Source organism: Ignavibacteriota bacterium (genome assembly GCA_016713565.1).
In the GTDB taxonomy this organism is placed as follows: Bacteria; Bacteroidota; Ignavibacteria; order Ignavibacteriales; family Melioribacteraceae.
In genome coordinates this window covers 26452-48517 of record JADJOX010000005.1, presented here as the reverse complement: position 1 = coordinate 48517, position 22066 = coordinate 26452, and the positions used below count along the sequence as shown (strand labels likewise).

Sequence of the window (22066 nt, the reverse complement as noted above, 5' to 3'; positions counted from 1 at the left end):
AATTGTTAACTATACAATATGAATTCTTTAATTAATAACCTAAACAAAAAAAGGAGGACTTATGAAGTTACTTACAAAACAGTACTTCATTTTATCAATTCTATTTGCATCTTTACTCAGTGCACAAACCTATGTTGATCCTAATCTGAATATCGATGCCAAAGTGTTAGCTTTTGAGCTTACACAAACTCCAACTATTGACGGTATAGGCGATGAATGGAGCAATATACCTTGGACAGAATTATATTATTCAGATAGAGATTTTAATGAAGATGGTTTACCTGATCCAATTCCTAACAGAAACGATTATCAGGCAAAATTCAAAGCTGGATGGATTTCAGGTTCTAACGTATTTTATATGTTAATTGATATAAAAGACGATGATTTTTTAACTGCCGATAGTATAAATTGGTATAACGTTGACGGTATGGAAATCCGTATTGATCCTTTTGATACTGAGGCTGCGGGAGAACCATCTTCAGAAGGTTCAGCTTTTAATATTGCATTCAAGATTGGGGATAATACAGCTTCAGGTTTGGAAGGTCCCGGAGCAGAATATCAAGCTGTTTGGACGGTTGATGAAACAACATTCCCGAAACACGCATTGCTGGAAACTGCCATTATTCTTCCTTCCGCGGTTCAACTTCAAAGCAATTATGTTATGGGTTTTATGCTGTATTGCAATGACATCGATAAAAATCAAGATGATTCTCCAAAATCAAAAGATGCAGTTTTAAATCCATGGTCGCAAAGATTCTATAACGCGAATGAAAAAATTTCCGTTGACGGTACTTGGGAAAATATTTACTATTGGGGAAATATTGAATGTAATCCTTTAAATATTGTAACTTTTGAACAAGGCAGCGGCTCACTTCAAGACGTATTGGACAACGCAGCTCAAGGTACAATTATTAAATTAGGTCCCGGAGTTTACAGCGAGAATTTAACAGTTAGTAATCCTTATGTACAAATTATTGGAACTATGACTGATACAGATACAACAATGTTTGTTCCTGCCGACAAGAATTTGCCTGTAATGAAAATTATTGATAATGATTTGGCAAATGGAATTGTAATCAAAAATGTTGCTTTTAACGGCTGGAGTGATGCGGGAGATGGTACAATGGCTGCCGCAAGCACAGGTATTCAAGTCGGCTCGGCACAATCATTTATTTTGGGTAATTACTTTACCGGCTTTGAAAGCCCAATTTTGGAATCTGGATTAGATTCTACAATAGCTTATTCATGCGTTTATGAAGACAATCATCTTTACAAATGTAAAGGCGGAATAAAAGCGAATTCACCGAATTCTATTTTTAGATATAATTTAGTTGAAGAAGCTCAAAGCGGTTATGGTTTGGATATAAAAGGATTGATTTCAAATAACGCAATTGATATAGGATATAATACGGTATTTAATCATCATGGCGAATGCGGTATCGGAAACGGCGGCTCCGGTGTTTTTACAATTCATGATAATTATTTAGTTAGAAGTGAACAGCTTTACGGAGCAGGCGATACATCTGGCGACGATGGAATTGAGAACCAAGATGAAGGCGGCTCTACGGATTATATTTACAATAACACAATTGTTGGCTGGAAAAGCGACGGTATGCAGTTAGGCGGATCTTCAGCTGGAACAACCAATTTCCATATTTTGAATAATCTTATTTCTCACTGTGCCGGAAAAGATTATGACATCAGAAAAACCGGTTCGTACGATATAAATTACGGATTATCATATTTAAATGGCGGCGGCGATCTTATTGCAACTTTGGGCGCTAATTTTAGTACTGCAGATCCATTGTTTACAGCAGAATTTGAAGATGATTTTACAATTACATCAAATTCTCCGGCTGTAGATGCGGGTATGAACGATCCATTTGGATTTAAGCAAATGTATTTTGGAGAAGGCGTTGATATTGGTGCTTATGAAACCGGAAGTCCGCTTGTTGGAGTTAAAGAACAAAATACAAATGTCCCAAATGAAATTGCGCTTTATCAAAATTATCCTAATCCATTTAATCCAACAACAAAAATTAATTTTAGTTTGCCGAAATCAGGTAATGTAAAATTAAATGTATACAATGTTTTGGGTCAGCAAATAATGAATCTGATTGACGGTAACTATGCAAAAGGAATTTATGAAGTTAATTTCAATGCTTCAAATTTGTCTAGCGGAATGTATTTCTATACTCTAGAAGTTGGCAATACTAATATTACCAAAAAGATGATGTTGATAAAATAATTTATTTGTTATTTTACATTAATAGGAGGTTCGATATCGAACCTCCATGTTTAATATGAGTTTGAAATGAAGGGATTTATAAAATTTCTAATTGTAATTTTCTTTCTTAACCCTTTTATCAAAAATGCACAAGAGCAAAATTTTCTAAATATATTGACTTTCAACATTCAGCGCGGAAGTCATTATAACTCAAAAACCACCTTACCCGCTGTATCTGAAATAATAACTAAGCATAATATTGATCTGCTTGGAACACAAGAATTAGATGTATATAGTACAAAACAATTGTGTACTTATTTGCCCGATTACAATTGGTTCGGAGTTGGAAGAGACGACGGAAAAGAAAGCGGTGAATCTGTCTGCATAATTTATAACAAAAACAAATTTACACTTTTGGATCAGTCGACATTTTGGCTTTCTGAAACGCCGGAAATTGTTGGAAGCATGAGTTGGAATACGGATAATACACGAATTGTTACTTGGGGAAAGTTTCGTAGAAATTCTGATTCAAGCGTATTTTATTTATTTAATACGCATTTTGATCATATCAGCAGCTGGGCAAGGGAAGAAAGTTCCAAATTAATACTAAAAAAAATTTGGGAAATTGCGGGAAAACTACCAGTTATAATTACGGGAGATTTTAATTTTGAAATGTCAAGCAAAGCTTATAAAATATTAACCGATCATTATTATAACTATCTGCAATTTTTTGATTCAAAATATATTTCAAAAACACCCAACATCGGTCCGGGTGGAACATTCAATAATTTTACAAATAATAATCCTACCGAAAAAATAGACTTTATTTTTACAAATCCTTTTTGGGAAGTTTACACGCATGAAGTTATAACCGAAAAATATGATGACCAATTTATCTCAGATCATTTTCCCGTAAAAATTCAAGTTGGTGTTAAATTTCCTGATAGACCCAAAATTCCTTCATTAACTGCAGTTAGCGGAAATAACAAAGTTACACTTTACTGGGATTCCTCGGCTGAAAATGAAACCGTTGAAACATTTACAGATTCAACAAATGATTTTCAAGGTTACAAACTTTACAAATCAAAAAATCCCGATATGTCTGATGCAGTATTAATAAATGGCAATTTTAGTATCCCGTTGTTGCGGAAACCAATTTTTGAATGTGATTTGAATGACAGTATTTCAGGATACACAAATTACGGAATAGTTGATGGATTCGGATATTACTTGGGAAACAATTCGGGAATTAGAAATAACTTTGAAGATGAAGATGTAATTAATGGAGAGACTTATTATTATGTTTTAATTGCTTACGACAAAGGAATTCCCAATATGGCTGACGGTTTTCCTCCAATGGAATCACCATATTATTTAATTATGGATAAGAATAACGTAGCTGATAAATCATTAAATGTTGCATTGGGCAAACCCTCTGATAGCTTTCCAAATTCTTATAATTACGCAATCGGCAATTTGGAAACAAAACTTTTCGGCACAGGCAATATTTCAGTTAACATTGTTGATCCTGATAAATTGCAGAATAAAAGTTATAAGTTGAAATTTATAGTTGATACTATTAATATTAACTCGGTTATGAATAATGTTTACCGAAGCGAAAGAGATATTTACTTTGTAAATTCAGGATTACGGTTATTTAATGAGAATGATTCGATTATTTATTCAGAAGACAAATCAAAATATCCGTCGCAAAATATTGAGTTCAATCCATATTTGAATTATCATTATCTAAACAATATAAAGCCGTTCGTAACGGAACAAATAAACGGGTTTCAAATCGTTTTAAAAAATCTTATTGAATTTGCCAAATTTGATTCAGTTAAATCAGGTTGGAAGATTGGTAATGCAAACATAAATTTAACGCCATCGATTTCTGAATCACATTTTTTCCCTTGGAATTTTGAAATAAGATTCGGCGATAAATATACTGGAATTACTTCATCAAGTAAAGGTATACATGATATTGAAGGTAATAATATCGGAATTGCGCAGTTATTATTTAACAGGGAGTACGATTTTACTGTTTATTCAAAAGAATATCCGAATGAAAAATTAGATATAATTACTTACGATATAGATATGAATGGTTCTTTTGAAATTGAAAAAGACAAATTATTAATTGGTTATGCAAAAACAGTCGCAAATAAAACTTATTGGTCAGGCACTGTTTGTGATATTTCCTTTGAAAATAGCTTAGATAATTTGCCGAAATCAGGTGATATTTATGAAGTTTATTTTAATAGACCGTTCAGCGATTCGGATGAATTTCGATTTACGATTGACAAGTCAAATTTCAATTTGGATTCAGTTAATACGTTAAACAGCGATTTTACCATTGATCAAAATTTTCCAAATCCATTCAATAACACAACAAACATTAAATATTTTATTAAAGAAAACGGAAATTATAAACTTAGTATGTTTAATATAATTGGCGAGGAAGTCGCAGTTTTATTTGATACATATAAAAATACCGGAGGATATGAATTAAAATTCGACGCGGGAAAATTAGTTTCGGGAATTTATATATATGTTTTAAGAAATAAAAAAAACTCAGTATCTAAAAAAATGATTTTTATAAAATAAATCAAAATTACTCTAACTAAAAAACATTCAAACAAAAACCCACTTTTAATCTATTATATAAATATTTTTATCAATAGGTATTATGAACATTCAGTAATTCATAATATAAACGCAATTGTCACTAATTTATTCAAATAAAAAAATGACAATTGCTGTTGCAAATCAGTTTGGACATTCAGCCATTATCAATCCGGTCGGGAGCATGTTATCAGAAGGAGCAACTCCGTGTGTTGAGCGGAATTCTTTTCTCTTACACTGATTCATTAAATTTCCTTCACAATACTTATTGATGAATCCTTTGCATGCCATATTTCTGGTTGCCTGATATTTTTTAAAAAATCCACAGGTCGGCAGCATTGCACATTTTTGTTCCATATTTAACCCTCAAGATTTAATTCAAAAAAATCGATAGCAATTTCTTTTAATTTAACGGGGGATTGCTAACTTTAATTATCTAGGTTTTCTAAAAAAAAATTCTATTAACCAATATTAATATTCGCAAAATAATTAAAAGTGTTTATCAGCTTTATAACAATAATTTTATACGGTGATCAGATTCACAACTATATTTAAAATATGTTTTGAAAAATTAAAATCATATTATTTATATATAACAATCATCAACATACTATAGAGTTTGGCGAGTGAATTTCTATTTTTCTTTTTAAATCATTTATTTTTGAGTTCATTAGCTTAAGCATTTTAAAATATCTTGCATCTGATTTTAAATTATCAAAATATGGGAATTGAGTTATTCTTTTAATATCTAAATAATCATTAGTAATTCCTTTCTGCCACCATTCAAATGCTTTTTCTTTATCATTAAGAATTGCATAAATTTCTGCCAAAGAAATGTAATAAGTGTTATTAATTTGCTTTTCATTTTGAAAATATTCTAAGTAGGATTTCAGCTCTTTCTGAAGAATATTATTCGCAGTTTCGGTTTTTCCGTTTTTCAATAATACATAGGCATAGTAATATTCCGGATAATTTGTTGAATCTTTCAAATATTTATCAAGGTAAGTTTTCGCCTTATTAAAATTACCTGCAGATATTTCAATTTTTCCTCCAAGATACCAGTAAGCACTCCAACTAGTATCTAATTCCACAGTTTTTCTAAAATATTTTCGGGCTTTTGAAAATTCACCAGTGTTTAGATAAAGTTCTGCCAAATGCGAATTAAGAAAAGATACAAATGTTTTGTTAGGCTGTAAGTTTAGAGCTTTGGTTGCCCAATCTATTGCATTTGAATAACAATTTAAATTTTTGTAAATGATACTTAAGCTTATCAATCCGATTAAATTATCCGGTGCAAGTTTCTGCGCTTTGCTGATCCAATAAAATGCTTCGTCAAACTTATTTTTAGACAATAATATTTGACCATAGTTTAAAATTGCGTCCCAATAATTAGGATTTAATTCTATTGCTTTTCTATAATAAAGCAGTGATTGATCTTCCTTTCCCAAACCGTTAAAAGCAGTTGCTAAAGATTTATAAGCTTCAGGCAAATTCGGATTAATTTTCAATGCTTTTTTACTTAAGTTCATTGCGGAATCATACAATTCTACGTTGCCGTTGTACTTTAAAACTTTTTGCTCAATTGCTTCTGCTAAACCGGCAATTGCCAACGCGTAGTTTGAATCTATCTTAATTGCCTTATTAAAAAACTCTATCGCTTTTTCGTTTTCCTCCATCGAGTAATTGAAATATTCATGCCTGCCTTTTGAATAATAAAGATATGCGTCAAAATTTTCAGTGTATTGAGATTCGATAATTTCTTTTTCAAGCGGCAGAAGTTTGGAGTTTAGAGCTTCTGCAATTTTTTCAGAAATTTCAGACTGTATATTAAATATATCATTCAGTTCTCTATCATAAGTTTCAGACCATAAATGTGTATCATTCGATGCATCAATTAATTGACTCACAATTCTAATTTTATTTCCCGAAGTTCTTACACTTCCTTCAAGTATTGATCCTGCTCCCAATTCTCTTGCAATATCCTCTAAATTCATTTTTGAATTTTTATATTTCATAACCGAAGTTCTGGATATGACTTTCAATTCTGAAATTTTGGAAAGCTGGGTTAAAATGTCATCCGTTATTCCATCGGCAAAAAATTCGTTTTCTTTCGTTTCATTAAAATCAGAAAAGGGAAGTACGGCAATAGTTTTTTTATTTAAATTTCCCGCCTTCTTTGTGCCAAAATCAACACTAAAAAATATTGCGCTTAACAATCCGGCTATTATTATTGTATGAATAAAAATTTCAGAGAAATTAATTTTTTGATTCTTTGATTCACCATGGAACCAAATGATAATGAGAGTGCTAGCAAATCCAAACAAAAGTGCAATTACAAGAATATCAAAAATATATGTCGGCCAATTATATCTTCCGCTAAAAACATTTGCAACGCCAATTATTGTAATTGAAGTGCTTATATAGATAGTCGTCCATTTACGAAATTTGCGTTTATTTAACTCAATTAAAAGATTTTTCATTTTGTATTTATATCCAATTGAAATGCATTACAATTCTTATTAAGCGAATATCGAAATTAATTAAGGCTTTATTTCGGAAGCTGATAACGAACGCCATACTCCGGGTTCGGCTTCCATAATTTTATTAAGCTGCTCTGAAGTTACTTGCCGCCGTTCTTTTGTATTATTGTTCTCAATTACCCAATTTCCTTGAAGAGTCATTCCTGTTAATTTTTGATGCCATTCATTTGTTCTGCGACCTTCTGCTGTACTTTGCATAATTTCATTTGTCTCTTTCATGGTTTGAATTGCTTTTGCGGTCCTTCGGCTCATTTCACCTTGACTCATACTCCATGATTCCCAAATTTTAATCATTGTGGGGAATGCATCGGCAAAAACATTTGCGGGAGCAGTTAATAGAGTCATATAAAATTGCCAGTATCCGTTTCCTAAATCGGCGGTATTAACTAATACAAAAGATCTGTATTTCTGTCCTAAAGTTGTTTGATCCGCAAGTAAATAAGCAGCTCTGCCGTATTGCGTTAACGCTTGTGTATTGTTCAGTTCAATTATTCTTACGTTTGCAGATTGCCCGTTTTTATTTGCGGTAAATTCTGAAATATAAATGTATGCATCTGCCGGAAACATATATGGTGCGGCTAGAACGCCTGGCATTGCAAATTGCGGCGGGCCTATCGGCATAGTTATTCCGACTGCAACAGCTTCTCCTTTTGGGCCTTGTAATTCGGCAGAGGTGTTTTGGGCGCTGTTTATTCTCCAACCTTGTGGAATTGAAATACTTCCGCTTCCATCCTGAAACATTATTTTCTGCCAATTAGAATTATTATTCTTTTGATAATTATTTTTATTTTGTGCATTTAGTGTGTAAGCTGCTGTAATTACAAAAATTACATTGATTAAAAATATCTTTAAATTATTTATAGGCATATCAATTCTCCGCAGAATATTTTATTATGAATAAAATTTAAAACTTATAATACTACATGCGAAAAATTTTATGATATTGGCTCTTTAATTATTATTTGTAATAGATTTGTATTTTTTAAACAAATTAATCAGAATATTAAATTGTATAGAATTTATTGCGGATTATTTTCTTGAACTTTACAAATTACTTTTCAAAGTAAAAAATCATAGGTGTAAAAGTTAATATAGATAATTTGGTCAAAATTATTTTTCATATTTAATTAATTTTACTTTTCGCTTTAACTAAGTATAGTTTATTCTAAATGAATTCTAACCCATCGATTAATTACATATAAAAACATTCTAAGTGTAAGGCACTAATTCCCAAAAGTTTCATTCGAAAAGAAAATTATTTGGTTATTAATAATGTTAAAATTTAAACACTCCTAAAATAAAAGTGATGTATTTTTCAACAGTCGACTGATGAAAATTTCATCACTTTGCAACTGCTGAATAATTGAACAATTCAAAAGTATATTCATAACTATTTAAAAAATAACGAGATACAATGAACAAATAATTTGAAATTTCAGTGGCATGCAAGTTGTTCTAACAACTATACAATTTTAATATATAGGAGTTTGCCATGATAAAGTTTTTATTGATGTGCGTAATTGTTTTTATAGTAGTTGATTTATTTGTAAGGTTTGTCGTAGAGCCTTTAATAAGATCATCAAATAAAAAAGACAGACAGGTAAAATCAAGTGCTATAAAATTTGATCCCTCATTTAGGCTTGCTACAGAGACAATGTACGATGGCGGTAAACCATTTAAAAATGAGGAAATTCAATCGACTCAAAAAGAAGAAAATATTTCTAATAAGACTGCCGAATAAAGTTTTCGTTTCGGCTAATTGACAAAATTACAGGGAATTTACAAATGGTTGCAATTTTTGTTTTAGTATTATTTTTGTCTGCTCTAATAATTGATTTATTATTGCTGAATTTTCAAGGAAAATACCATCCGGCTTTCGAACAAGCATTCAGTCCACTTGATAAAATACTTTTCAATAAAAATAATTACTTATTTCCGTCAGATCTGCAGTTGTCTAAAGGACATACCTGGCTTAGGAAAAACAATGACGGGACAGTCGATTTGGGATTAGATTCTTTTGGTAAAATAATTTTAGGTACTGTGCCAATAATAAGTTATGCAGCTGAAGGCAGACAAATAAAACTTGGTGATATACTTTTTGAAGCAACGCGAGGTGATAATAAAATTAAATTTTTATCTCCAATCAGTGGAAATGTAAAAGCTATAAATAAAAATTTAGATGGAAATTTAATTTCAGATACTTATTCAACTTGGAATTTAAAACTAATACCTGAAAATTATTCTGAAAATGAAAAGATGCTTATTTCAGGGAAAAAAGCTAAGAACTGGATCAAAAACGAATTTAAAGAACTCAAAAAATTTATTGATCTTTATTCACCGGAAAATAGTTCTACAGGTGTTACAATGTATGATGGCGGATCTATTTCAGATGATGCAGTTTCATTCATTGTATTTAATAATTCCAATGATTTTGAAATGAAATTCCAATCTAATAAAAGCGAGAATTAAATGTTGAAAGAATACGGAATACTCTTTGATGTTAATTTATGTCTTGGATGCGGCTCTTGTTATGAAGCGTGCAAAGAAGCAAATAACCTTCCTGAAACAAATGATGATTTTTTGAAAGATCATCTTTCTGAAAGCACTTTTACTGTAGTTGAACAATACGGTGAACATTTTGCAAGAAAACTATGTATGCATTGTAATGAACCCGCATGCGAGTCGGTTTGTTTAGTTGGCGCGATTAAAAAATCTGAGACGGGTGCTGTTGTTTACGATGCAGATAAATGCATTGGATGCAGATACTGCATGCAGGCATGTCCGCAGAAAATACCCCGCTACGAATGGGGAAGCACGAATCCAAGAATTCGTAAATGCATTCTTTGCCATACAAGAGTTAAAGCTGGTAAATTACCAGCATGTTCTGAAATTTGTCCGACTGAAGCTACACTTTTCGGAAGTATGGAAAAAATAATAGAAGTTGCGCAAAACAGAATAAAAAATAATCCCGAAAATTATTACCCAAAAATATATGGATTAGAAGAAGCCGGAGGTGGTCATGTTCTTGTAATTTCTCCGGTGCCATTTGAAAAACTAGGTTATACATCCGACATTCCCAAAAAATCTATGCCCGAATTTACAATGCAGGCAATGGAAAAAATTCCCGGTGTTGTTATGGGAGGCGGAGTATTTTTAAGTGCGATGTATTGGCTGACAAAAAGAAAAAATCAGATTGCAAAAGAAAATAATCTTAATTCCCAGGGAAAAAATTGAAATGAAAATTGTAGATATATTGAAACCCACATTTTGGAAAGTAGTAGCAGTTCTTATAATTACTTCCGGATTAACTTCGGCTTATTTCAGGTTTTCACTTGGACTTGGCGCTACAACTAATTTAAGAGATGCAGTTCCTTGGGGTCTTTGGATTGGATTTGATTATTTATGCGTCGGTCTATCTGCCGCAGGATTTACAATTGCTGCAACTGTTCACATTTTCCACTTAAAAAAATATGAACCGTTGCTTAAACCGGCAATTTTAACTGCTTTTCTTGGTTACTCGGTTGTAGTTGGTCTGCTTGTAATTGACCTTGGAAGGCCATTAAATTTTTGGCATCCGCTGGTTATGTGGAATATTCATTCTGTAATGTTTGAAATCACATGGTGTTTGATCTGTTATACAACAGTGCTCCTGCTTGAATTTGCACCTGTAATTTTAAAAAAGTTAAATTTAACAGCCCCGATTAAACTTCTAAAATTTATTTCTACACCTGTTGTAATTGCAGGTATACTATTTTCAACGCTGCATCAGTCATCTTTCGGCTCATTATATTTAATTGTGCCTAAAAGACTTCATCCAATCTGGTATTCTTCGTTGCTTCCTGTTCATTTTTATATATCTTGCATTGCTGCGGGCTTATCGATGATAATTTTCGAGTCATACTATATTGCAAGATCGATGACAAAAGATGAAGGTTTTTCTAATACCGGCTTGAAGATGGAAGTTTTATCCGGAATATCAACTGCTATCCTAGCCGCTTTGGTTTTGGGATTTCTTTTGAAACTTAATGATCTTATGGAAAACGGAAAGCTTGTTTATCTAACAAAATTAACTCAAGAGTCAGTCTTATTTTATTTGGAAATTATAATCGGTACAATAATTCCAATATATTTGCTGGGTTTCGGAAATTATAGAAACGATAAGAAATGGCTTTTTATTACTTCAATTTTTGTACTATCAGGTTTCATATTAAATAGATTAAACGTTTGTGTAACAGGACTGATAAAATCTTCCGGATATAATTATTTTCCATCATTTGATGAGATTAGCATAACCTTAATGCTCGTTGTTATTGCGGTAATTGCTTTTAGAGCGGTGGCAAAATATTTCCCTGTTTTTGAAAGTGAACATGATACAGAAAAATTAGGAAACAGAGGAACAAATATAATTCAAAACAATTAGAATTGAGTAAAGCGTATGAACAATGTAAACGAATACAAATTAAACAATTATGAAAAAATGAAGTGTATTTGGATGTCTTCATTGGTTGTTGATTATAAATTATGCGACAAACAATTTAACTGTGAAAATTGTCAATTCGATAAAGCTATTCGCAATAAAATTGATAGAAGCGAGGTAAATACTGAGACTTTAAATCCCATAGATTTGATAGCGGAAAAATTAAATTGTTTGAAATATGACGATAAAATTTTGTATTTAAATAACAACTTTATCGCAAAATTGATTTGTAAAAACACTTATTATCTCGGATTAAACCCAATATTGATTTCGTTTCTTGATGCTGCTAGCACACTAATTATGCATGAGTGCGGAGAAAACGTATCATCAGGAAAACAATGGTTAAGTATTTACGGAGCATGGGGAAAATTGGATTTAAGTTCGCCGGGAAATATGTTGATTTATGACAAGATAAACGGACTCGATGACAATCCATGGAATTCAAAATGGTTTGCAATCATAGGCGGCGACCAAAATGAAATTACAAACTTGCTGATACCACAATCAAATTGGACAATTCTTCATAACCGTGCATTAGGTATAATAGACAATATAAAAAAACAGAACCAAAAAGAATACGAAACTATGTATGACGGTGGATCCCAGGTAACTTCTCTTTATCAGATTATTGGGGGTAATAAATATAATTCAATTTTAAAATTGATTGCTGAATAATTTGTAAAATATCAATTTTTCATAATTTATTTGAATATTTCGAATATCAAAATTGCTTTTCATAATCTGCCTTCAAGAATAAAAAGAGAAATAAATAGTTGGTCAAGTGAAAGTATCAAAAATTTTATCTAATTTTAAATCCGGAAATTAATGATATGAAAACCAAGGTCTTAAATAAACTCAGCGTCCGCCTAATGATTTCCATTTCATTTATCCTTATAAGCATACTTACCGTTTTTACATATTTTCTTATAAAAAATCTAGATAATTACTTAACTGAATCTCGTTTTCACAGTGCCTACAATATAAGTGATTTAATTAAAAAATCTACACGCTATAGTATGCTTCTAAACAGAAGAGAAGATGTGCATGAAATTATTAACACGTTGAGCACGGAGATAGGCGTAAACGAAATTCGAATTTATAATAAACAAGGAATTATAATATTTTCTACAAATGCCGAAGAAGTCCGCAAGCAAGTTGATATGAACGAACAAGTTTGCATCGCGTGTCATAATAGTTCCGTACCTTTACAGACTTTATCGATGCAGAATAAGATTAGAATTTATAGAAATTCGGAAAACAAACGAGTTCTTGCTTTAATAAATCCGATTCAAAACGAAAGAGATTGTTCAAATGCTGAATGCCACGCCCATTCGCCCAACGTAAATATTTTAGGAGTTCTTGACGTTGTTGTGTCACTAGACCAATTGGATGAAATTATTAATAAAAGTACAAAAGAAGTAATTCTTTCCTCCATTATTCTTGTCTTGGTCATTTCATTTTTTTCCGGTTTATTCATCTCTATTTTAGTGAACAGACCCTTGAAAATAATTAGAGACGGTATTGCTGAAGTCGGAAAAGGAAATTTGAATTTCAGAATATCAGTAAATTCCAAAAGTGAGTTTGGTCAAGTGGCAAGAAGGTTTAATGATATGTCGAATAAGTTAAATGAAGCTTACCACGAAATAAAAAATTGGTCTGAGACACTGAACGTCAAAGTAAATGAAAAAACAGAAGAATTAAAAAACATTTACAATCATGTTTCGCAAATTGAAAAATTAGCTTCATTGGGAAAACTTTCTGCAACTGTCGCGCATGAATTGAATAATCCGCTTGCAGGAATTTTGGTAATGAGCAAAGTGATTAAGAAAAAAATAATTTCCAGCGGTAAAGAAGATGAATATTCTGAAATAATCGAACAGTTGGATTTAATTTCAAACGAATCGGCTCGGTGCGGTAAAATTGTTAAAGATCTTTTGATATTCTCACATTCAGAACCGGATGAATTCGCTGATGAGGATCTTTCAAAGATAATTGATAAAGCTGTTACTGTAATTAGGCATCATTTGGAAATTCATGGTATTGTTTTAGTAAAAGATTATCCTGATTCGCCTGTAATAATAAACTGTAATGCCGGTAAAATTCAGCAGGCTTTAATGGCTCTGCTAATGAATTCTATTGAAGCTATGCCTAACGGAGGTAAAATTGTTGTTAAAATAAATCTAGACAAAGATGATATTATTTTAAGGATAATTGATCAAGGAATAGGTATTGCAGAAAAAGATTTGACGCATATATTTGAACCTTTTTATTCGACAAAAGAAGCTTCATTTGGAACCGGTGTGGGACTTTCTGTAGCTTATGGAATTATTACAAATCATAATGGAAATATAGAAGTGGAAAAAACTTCAGAACACGGCACCACTTTTAAAATAACTTTGTTTAGGAAAGAAAATCTTTCCAATTAGGAGAAATATGAACAGGAAAGAAAAAATATTAATAGTAGATGATGAAAAAATTGTACGTGAATCTCTATTTCACTGGTTTGATGATGATAACTATATTGTTGAAACGGCGGAAGATGGTGAAACCGCTTTGGGAAAATATCAAAAAGAAAAATTTGATCTTTTATTGGTTGATATGAAAATGCCAGGTATGAGCGGTTTAGATTTACTCGCAAAAATTAAATTAATTGATAATGATGCGGTGATTATATTGATAACAGCTTTTTCATCGGTTCCTACGGCAATTACGGCATTAAAAAACGGAGCATTTGATTATGTAACAAAACCTGTTGATCCCGATGAACTTTCACATCTTGTAAAAGTTGCTCTTGAACAGCGTGCACTTAAATTAGAAAATGTACAACTCAAAGAAAATATTGATGAAATAATTAAACCAGATAATCTAATTGGGGAAAGTTTTCAGATTAGAAAAATTTACGAATTAGTAAACTCCGTAGCTCGTACGGATACAACAGTAATGATACGAGGTGAAAGCGGAACTGGTAAAGAATTAGTCGCAAAAGCAATTCATATAAACAGCAGCAGAAAATATTCCCCAATAATTACAGTAAATTGCGGAGCATTAACAGAATCAATACTAGAAAGCGAATTGTTCGGCCATGAAAAAGGTGCTTTTACCGGAGCACAGTTCAAAAGAAAAGGCAAATTCGAAATGGCAAATGGGGGGACAATTTTTCTTGACGAAATCGGTTCAATTTCATTGAAAATGCAAGTCGAATTATTAAGGGTTATTGAAACAAAACAGTTTAATAGAGTCGGCGGAAATGAATTGATTAAAAGTGATTTTAGAGTAATTACCGCAACAAATGAACCTTTGGAGGAAATGGTAAAAGCCGGAAGATTTAGAGAAGATCTTTATTACAGACTTAATGTTTTCAATATAATGATACCTCCGCTGCGTGAAAGGAGAGACGATATTCCGCTTCTCGTTAAATTTTTTATTGATAAATTTTCTTCGGCGATGAATAAAAAAATAAAAGATATTTCAAAAGATGCGATGGAATTTTTAATGGGATATGATTGGCCGGGAAATGTCCGTGAACTTGAAAACGCTGTTGAACGCGCAATGGTTGTTGGCAAATCGGATTCAATAAATGTGGAAGATTTGCCGTTTCATCTTTCGACCAATAATTATGATTTAAATGGTAATGATAAAAGTCTTGCTGCTATGGAGAAAAAATACATCAGCAAAATATTATCGGAAAACGGTTGGAATGTTTCAAAAACCGCACAGTTGTTGGATATTGACCGTGTAACTCTTTACAATAAAATAAGTAAATACAGTCTTCGCAAAGATGAGTAATGATGGATATTTTTATCACTCCACTCAAATTTTTCAATAATCTTCTTTTGCAAAACCTTTTGGAAGAACTTTCAAAAAGATTTAACTGCTGTATTCGGATAGCAGATTTGAAAATAAATCTGGAAAATTTTTTTTCAGCGGATCGTAAGCAGTATTTCTCAACGGGCGTTCTTTCTGAGGCAATTAAACTTTCCGATGAATATAATGGTAAATTAGTTATCCTGACTGATGTCGATATTTTTGTACCTGCGTTAACATTTATTTTTGGTGAAGCACAACTTAATGGTAAACATTCAATTTTATCTGTCTGCAGGCTTCACGAAGAATTTTATTCCGGTATATCCAATCACGAAATTTTGCTGCAGAGAACAATCAAAGAATTTCTGCATGAACTTGGACACAATTTTGGTTTGCGTCATTGCATTGATTGGGATTGTGTTATGCATGTCTCAAATGGTATTGAAGAAGTAGATATAAAAGGTAACACATACTGCCGGAAATGCGTGACAAAAATTGATGGATATAAATATAAATAACATCAATAATTTAAGTTAATTGGTTTTGCAATAGAATTTTATTTAAATCCATAACTTTATAATTGTCCAAAATTTTAGCTTTCAAATGAATTAAAATTAGAAAACGATATTGCCTAATTTATGTTAGACAAAAAAAAATTAAGCATACTAACAATCAACAAAATCAGTTATGGATTATTTAGAATTGTTTTAAACAACTCAAAAATGATTTCACTTAGGCATTTGTCAAATTACTTCATTTGTAAATCGATAAACGATATTTTGTAATTATTAAATTAACCCAAAATTCAATTTAATTTATTCCTTAATTTCTAACTTAATATTTTTTCTTTTTACTAGTTGCTCATATAGTACAAGATAAACAGAAATTATTATTACAACAGCGGCTGCTAATAATTCAAAGGTAATTTGTTCATTTGCAAAAAGCCAGCCAAGTAAAACCGCAATTACTGGATTTACAAATGTGTGAGTAGAAATGCGCGTGGCTGATGTTTGTTTTAATAACCATACATATGAGCCGAAAGCAATAACCGATCCGAAAATGATTAAGTATAAAAGTCCAAGGAAAGATTTAAGCGTGACTTGATCAAAATGAAATTGTGAAGTTTCACCTGTAATAAAGCCGACCGCTAAAACAAGTAAACCGCCGAAAATCAATTCCATTCCTGATGAAAGCATTGGTGATTTTGGAATATTTGCAGTTCTAGAATAAACCGCGCCGCCGCCCCAAGAAATAGTACCTAAAATAATTAAAATAGAAGCGAGTAAATCATTATTTGAATCTGCAGCAGAGGAAGTTGAAACAATTAGAAAAACAACTCCTATTAACCCAAGTAATAGTCCCAAAATTCCTTTTAATTTTTTTCGCGTATCCTTTAAGAAAAACCACTCCAATCCAAAAATTAATAAGGGTTCCGGAGTTACAAGTAAAGCCGCAATGCCAGAAGGCACATATTGCTGAGCCCATGCTAACAAACCGTGACCAACTAAAAAAAACATTGCACCCAATAAAAAAAGCGGTAAAAGGTTTTCATATTTCAATTTTTCATTTGTCATTTTCCGGCTTAAGAAATAAAGAATTATTCCCGCAGTCAATGATCTTGTTCCAACCATCAATAGTGGAGGAATTGCCTCTATAGCAAAACGAGTCGCAAGATAAGTTGAACCCCAAATAATATAAATGGCTCCGAACGCCAAAATAATTTTAATATTTTTTTTATTCATAATTAGTCATTTTTAAAGTGTAAAAAAAACAAATGAAGGTTTTTAGAATTTTTGCATTTAAGTTATTTCAGATTTCTTTAAAAATATTATTAGAAATTTACATTTTACATTATTCCAATTAAATGGCCGATTATTAAATAAATAAGTATTTATAAAATTATTGATAGATGAATTTAAACTAAAAGAACAAAATAAAATATTTAATAAAAATATTTGAACGAAGTCATTTCTTTGTTATTAAAATTAACTAAATGAATTGTTATAGAGTGAATAATTTCATAAGCAAATTTGAGGTAAACATTTTACAAATCTTTGAAAATTTAACAATTGTTTTGAAAGTGTGTCCTCGTATCAATTTAATTATAAGTTTTGTGATTTCCATTGCTAAAGACCATTTTGTTTTTTATTTTTTTTACGAATAATAAAAAGTGGAATTTGTTTAATCAAAGATTAATATGCTTTTTTACATCAATTATACTTGAAAGCAAATCTAAATTAAGTTTATTTTCTGCTGAAGTCGCGAAAATAATATTAAAGTTAAACTCAATAGAAAAAGGAAAATATGAGAAAAATCATTTCATTTATGCATATATCGCTTGACGGTTTTGTTGCTGGTCCAAATGGAGAAATGGACTGGATAAAAATTAATGAAGAAATCTTTAGTCATGTTGGTAACCGAATAAATAAAGGAGATATGGCATTATACGGACGTGTAACATTTCAGATGATGGAAAATTATTGGCCCACAGCTGGAAATAAACCCTCTGCAACAAAACATGATATTGATCATTCTAAATGGTATGCGAAAATACAAAAAGTAGTTTTATCAAGATCTTTAAAAGAAAAGGATTTCACAAATACTAAAATTATAAGTGATAATCTTACGGAAAAATTAAGTCAAATTAAACAAGGCGAAGGCGAAGATATTTTACTATTTGGTAGTCCAAGTGCGACACATTCACTTATTAAACTTGATTTAATTGACGGCTACTGGCTTTTTGTGAATCCGGTTTTACTTGGAAAGGGCATTCCTCTGTTTGTAAATGTTAACAACAGAACGAAGTTAAAACTATTATCAGCTCAGCAGTTTAATTGCGGTGTTAATGAACTAAATTATATATTGGAAAAATAAATTTAATATACCGAATGAAACAAATTAGAATTATTCTTTTAAGATATTACGCTTAATGAATTTTGATTTATTTCTATTCAATAGAATTAAATAAATATAACCTGATTTGTTTTTATTCTTTTAAAAGAAAGTTATTGCAAATATCTTCATCCATAATCATTCCCAAAATATTAATAATGATAATTAGTTTTATGATATTATATAAATGTAGAAAATGAAGTAAAAACAATCACCTACTTTTATTTCATAAAGTTTTGAAAGAATTTAAAATAATATTAGGATTCAAATTACATTTGTAAAAAAATCATGACAAACTAAAAATTAAAATATAATATTTAAATAATTATAAAAATTATGTATTTTAGATTAAAATCAAATGAACTTAATTGAATAACTGAAAGGTAAGGAAATTATTGGATTTTAAATATGACCTTAATATTTGTAAATAATGGAAAATATAAATTTATTGAACAACGGCATCCCAATTGCCCCATCTTTAACTCCAACTTTATTAGCAGAAAATTATGAACCAAGGAACAATGATAATAAAAAACGGCTTCTAACAATTTCTTATATTGCTTTCTTAATCGCTATTATAATTTCTATAGTTGCAAAATTCCTAGTCTATTTAATAGATTATTTTACTAATATTTCATTCTATGGGAATTTCTCATTTTCTCATTCAAGTCCTGTTGGTAACTCACTTGGAATTTTTGTGATTTTTGTTCCAGCCATTGGAGGAATAATTGTCGGACTTATGGCTATATATGGATCAAAAGCAATAAGAGGACACGGTATTCCCGAAGCGATGGAGCAAATATTAACGAATAACAGTAAAATTAAACCCGCTATCACTTTTTTGAAACCGCTTTCTTCGGCTATATCAATTGGTACGGGCGGACCATTCGGAGCCGAAGGACCAATAATTGCCACAGGCGGAGCGTTTGGTTCAACAGTTGGCCAGCTTCTAAAAATTTCACACAATGAAAGAAAAATTTTACTTGCTGCAGGAGCGACATCAGGAATGGCAGCAATTTTTGGGACACCAATTGCCGCAATCTTTTTGGCAATTGAATTATTATTATTTGAATTTTCGCCTCGTTCACTTGTTCCGGTTGCAATCGCTTGTATGGTTGGTTCTGCCGGTCACCATTTATTATTCAGCTCAAAACCAGTATTTGAAATGGGAAGCATTTCATCTCCGGACATTTCAACACTTTTGGTCTGTATTTTAATTGGATTAATAATTGGATTACTTTCGGTATTTGTTAGCAAAACAGTTTACTTTATTGAAGAATGTTTTGAAAAACTGCCGATCCATTGGATGTGGTGGCCGGCAATCGGCGGATTGTTTGTAGGTATTATCGGTTATTTTGCTCCATCAACACTTGGAGTTGGTTACGATAATATTACATCGCTGCTTGCTGGAAATTTAACGATACAAATTGTTTTTTCGCTTTGTATCTTAAAATTCATTTCATGGGCAATTGCTTTAGGAAGCGGAACTTCAGGCGGTACATTAGCTCCGCTGCTTACAATCGGCGGCGCAATAGGTACACTTTTAGGAATGACAATAATACACTTTTTCCCTTCATCTGGTATCACTATTCCTTTAGCCGCATTGATTGGTATGGCTGCTATGTTTGCCGGTTCATCAAGAGCATTATTAACATCAATTGTTTTTGCTCTTGAAACAACATTCCAAATTAACGCTTTGCTTCCGGTTCTTATTACTTGTGTAGTTTCATATTTAGTTTCTTTATTTCTTATGGAACATACAATAATGACAGAAAAAATAGCGAGACGAGGAGTGAGAACTCCAAATTCATATGAACCGGATATATTAGAAAAAATATCAGTTGAACAAATAATTAAAAAAGATGGAGTTGTTCTGAGTGAAGAAAACAGCATTAAAGAAATATGCGATTGGCTAAATGAGGAAAGAAATAATAACGCAAATTATTTTATTGTAACAAATAATGATGGAGAGTATAAAGGAATACTAAGTTCGAATGATTTGCTGAAATATTATTTGAATCCAAATAGTAAAATAAAAACGCTTGTAAAAAGTAACAGAGTTTCAATAGGTTTAAATCAAACACTTAGATTCGCGGTTGAAGTAATGGCAAAATCAAACGTTGAGATATTACCGGTAGTATCTCAAGAAGGTAAAAATTTAGTGGGTCTTTTATCATATCATGATATTATTAATGTATATAAAGATGGAATTGACAAAGACGAAATTAAACAGCCACATATATCATTAAAAAGAAACGGATTAAAAATTTTATTGCATGGACAAAAGTTAATTGAATTAACAATGAGAAAAAATAAATAATAGAAAAATTAGTATTTTCGCAGAAAGAATACATGCTGTAATAAATTTCTAACCAAAACAATGTTATTGAATTTATATGCATTGAAGTTATGATTCAAACAAAAAATAATGCAATAAAATTATTTTGACCATTAATCAAAATCTAGTTTATTTTAAAGTCGTCTTAGAATTCCTAATCTTATTTACTTGATCAGGGGTTACAGTTGGTGCGTTATTAACCCAACTTGTTCTTTCATGATTTATTACTGCGGCTACCTCCTCATCTGAAAGCTGATTTTCCCAGGCTGGCATTTGACCCTCGTATTTTATACCATTAATTATCGCTCCATTTGCGCCAAATAAAACTATCTTTATATGTTCGGTTGGATCATTCGCTATAACAATCGGGTCTTTTGCTAATGGAGGGAATGCTCCCGGTATACCTTGTCCGTTTGACTGATGACAACTTGCACAACTAGTTCTGTATAGACTAGCACCCAAATTTGATGATTCTTCTATAATTTCAGGTACTTTTTCTATGCTTGACATTGGGGCAAAAGTTGGGGTGTTTGCGAATTCCGCACCAGGTTCCCATTCAATTGATGCATAATACAACCCCCATGCAACTATTAAAATAAAAATAATCCAAGCCCAAGTTGGAACAGGTGCGGGAGTTTCTGCTTTATGAGGATACCAAACATCTTCTTTGGATGCGCCATAAGCATTTACTAAAAGAGAAATATTGCCTTCTACAATGTCATTTGAATTTAATCCTTGCACAGCAATTCCTGGACCATTTCTTACTATAAATGGAATAATTCTAATACCTTTTCGTCCAGAAGAATCTAACGCTACAACTTTTAATAAATGCTCGCCGTCTTCAAGTTTTGAGGTATCCAAATCAAATTTTGCAGGCGGACTATAAGTTGCATATGGTTCTAAATTGTTGTCCAAATATATTTTTATCTTACTATTATCATTCTCAATCATTTGCTACCTTCAGAACCGGAATTAATATCATCGTCTAAAATTATTCTTTTAATATGGGTGATTTGTTTTTCACCTGGTTTTATGAAAAATTTTAAAGTAAAAAAAATTACTATTATCACAATCAGAATAGAAGCACCTAATACAATATGATCGAAAATTCCATTGGGACCTCCATTCATATGCATTGATTTATTTAGTGCTTGAATAAATAA

General features: G+C 31.4%; 18 protein-coding genes. 12 read left to right on the top strand and 6 right to left on the bottom strand.

The features are described from left to right. Positions 1–61 precede the first annotated feature (61 nt). Together IPK06_05020 and IPK06_05015 are read left to right on the top strand one after the other, a co-directional pair. Complete coding sequence (locus IPK06_05020; GenBank protein ID MBK7979360.1) at positions 62–2248, top strand: T9SS type A sorting domain-containing protein; 2187 nt, start codon at positions 62–64, stop codon at positions 2246–2248. Positions 2249–2314: 66 nt separating this feature from the next. After that, complete coding sequence (locus IPK06_05015; GenBank protein ID MBK7979359.1) at positions 2315–4834, top strand: endonuclease/exonuclease/phosphatase family protein; 2520 nt, start codon at positions 2315–2317, stop codon at positions 4832–4834. 162 nt (positions 4835–4996) lie between these two features. Here the strand turns inward: IPK06_05015 and IPK06_05010 are convergent, their stop codons facing one another. The 3 genes from IPK06_05010 to IPK06_05000 form a co-directional block, all read right to left on the bottom strand. Continuing rightward, a complete protein-coding gene (locus IPK06_05010) occupies positions 4997–5209 on the bottom strand; it encodes a hypothetical protein (protein MBK7979358.1) in 213 nt (70 codons plus the stop codon). A gap of 245 nt (positions 5210–5454) precedes the next feature. Continuing rightward, the gene (locus tag IPK06_05005) at positions 5455–7332 is read right to left on the bottom strand and encodes a tetratricopeptide repeat protein (protein ID MBK7979357.1); all 1878 of its coding nucleotides are present in this window, start codon (positions 7330–7332) and stop codon (positions 5455–5457) included. 60 nt (positions 7333–7392) lie between these two features. Beyond that, a complete protein-coding gene (locus IPK06_05000) occupies positions 7393–8259 on the bottom strand; it encodes a hypothetical protein (GenBank protein ID MBK7979356.1) in 867 nt (288 codons plus the stop codon). A 625-nt stretch (positions 8260–8884) separates the two neighbouring features. Here IPK06_05000 and IPK06_04995 point away from each other — a divergent pair. The 8 genes from IPK06_04995 (at position 8885) to IPK06_04960 (ending at position 16191) form a co-directional block, all read left to right on the top strand. Continuing rightward, positions 8885–9133 carry a hypothetical protein gene (locus IPK06_04995; GenBank protein ID MBK7979355.1) on the top strand — a complete coding sequence of 83 codons (249 nt, stop codon included), beginning with the start codon at positions 8885–8887 and terminating at the stop codon, positions 9131–9133. Between the two features lie 44 nt (positions 9134–9177). Then, positions 9178–9861, top strand: a complete 684-nt coding sequence (locus tag IPK06_04990) for a hypothetical protein (protein ID MBK7979354.1) — start codon at positions 9178–9180, stop codon at positions 9859–9861. Next, positions 9862–10626 carry a 4Fe-4S dicluster domain-containing protein gene (locus IPK06_04985; protein ID MBK7979353.1) on the top strand — a complete coding sequence of 255 codons (765 nt, stop codon included), beginning with the start codon at positions 9862–9864 and terminating at the stop codon, positions 10624–10626. A 1-nt stretch (position 10627) separates the two neighbouring features. Then, positions 10628–11812 (top strand): polysulfide reductase NrfD, encoded by a 1185-nt coding sequence (nrfD, locus tag IPK06_04980; GenBank protein ID MBK7979352.1) that lies wholly within the window; start codon positions 10628–10630, stop codon positions 11810–11812. Positions 11813–11827: 15 nt separating this feature from the next. Continuing rightward, positions 11828–12544, top strand: coding sequence for a hypothetical protein (locus IPK06_04975; protein MBK7979351.1), 717 nt, complete (start codon positions 11828–11830; stop codon positions 12542–12544). Between the two features lie 341 nt (positions 12545–12885). Continuing rightward, positions 12886–14295, top strand: a complete 1410-nt coding sequence (locus tag IPK06_04970; GenBank protein MBK7979350.1) for a HAMP domain-containing histidine kinase — start codon at positions 12886–12888, stop codon at positions 14293–14295. Between the two features lie 7 nt (positions 14296–14302). Beyond that, the gene (locus tag IPK06_04965) at positions 14303–15655 is read left to right on the top strand and encodes a sigma-54-dependent Fis family transcriptional regulator (protein MBK7979349.1); all 1353 of its coding nucleotides are present in this window, start codon (positions 14303–14305) and stop codon (positions 15653–15655) included. Positions 15656–15657: 2 nt separating this feature from the next. Further along, the gene (locus IPK06_04960; GenBank protein ID MBK7979348.1) at positions 15658–16191 is read left to right on the top strand and encodes an archaemetzincin family Zn-dependent metalloprotease; all 534 of its coding nucleotides are present in this window, start codon (positions 15658–15660) and stop codon (positions 16189–16191) included. Positions 16192–16488: 297 nt separating this feature from the next. On the opposite strand, the gene IPK06_04955 is transcribed toward IPK06_04960, so the two are convergent. Beyond that, positions 16489–17415: an EamA family transporter gene (locus IPK06_04955; protein MBK7979347.1), complete on the bottom strand. Its 927-nt coding sequence runs from the start codon at positions 17413–17415 to the stop codon at positions 16489–16491. Between the two features lie 562 nt (positions 17416–17977). On the opposite strand from IPK06_04955, the gene IPK06_04950 reads away from it, so the two are divergent. Next, positions 17978–18547, top strand: a complete 570-nt coding sequence (locus IPK06_04950) for a dihydrofolate reductase family protein (GenBank protein MBK7979346.1) — start codon at positions 17978–17980, stop codon at positions 18545–18547. Between the two features lie 448 nt (positions 18548–18995). Further along, positions 18996–20885 carry a chloride channel protein gene (locus IPK06_04945; protein MBK7979345.1) on the top strand — a complete coding sequence of 630 codons (1890 nt, stop codon included), beginning with the start codon at positions 18996–18998 and terminating at the stop codon, positions 20883–20885. Between the two features lie 147 nt (positions 20886–21032). Here IPK06_04945 and IPK06_04940 read toward each other — a convergent pair whose 3' ends face one another. Together IPK06_04940 and IPK06_04935 are read right to left on the bottom strand one after the other, a co-directional pair. After that, complete coding sequence (locus tag IPK06_04940; protein MBK7979344.1) at positions 21033–21854, bottom strand: cytochrome c; 822 nt, start codon at positions 21852–21854, stop codon at positions 21033–21035. Next, complete coding sequence (locus tag IPK06_04935; GenBank protein MBK7979343.1) at positions 21851–22033, bottom strand: hypothetical protein; 183 nt, start codon at positions 22031–22033, stop codon at positions 21851–21853. Before IPK06_04935 ends, IPK06_04940 begins: the two co-directional genes overlap by 4 nt. Between the last annotated feature and the right edge of the window lie 33 nt (positions 22034–22066).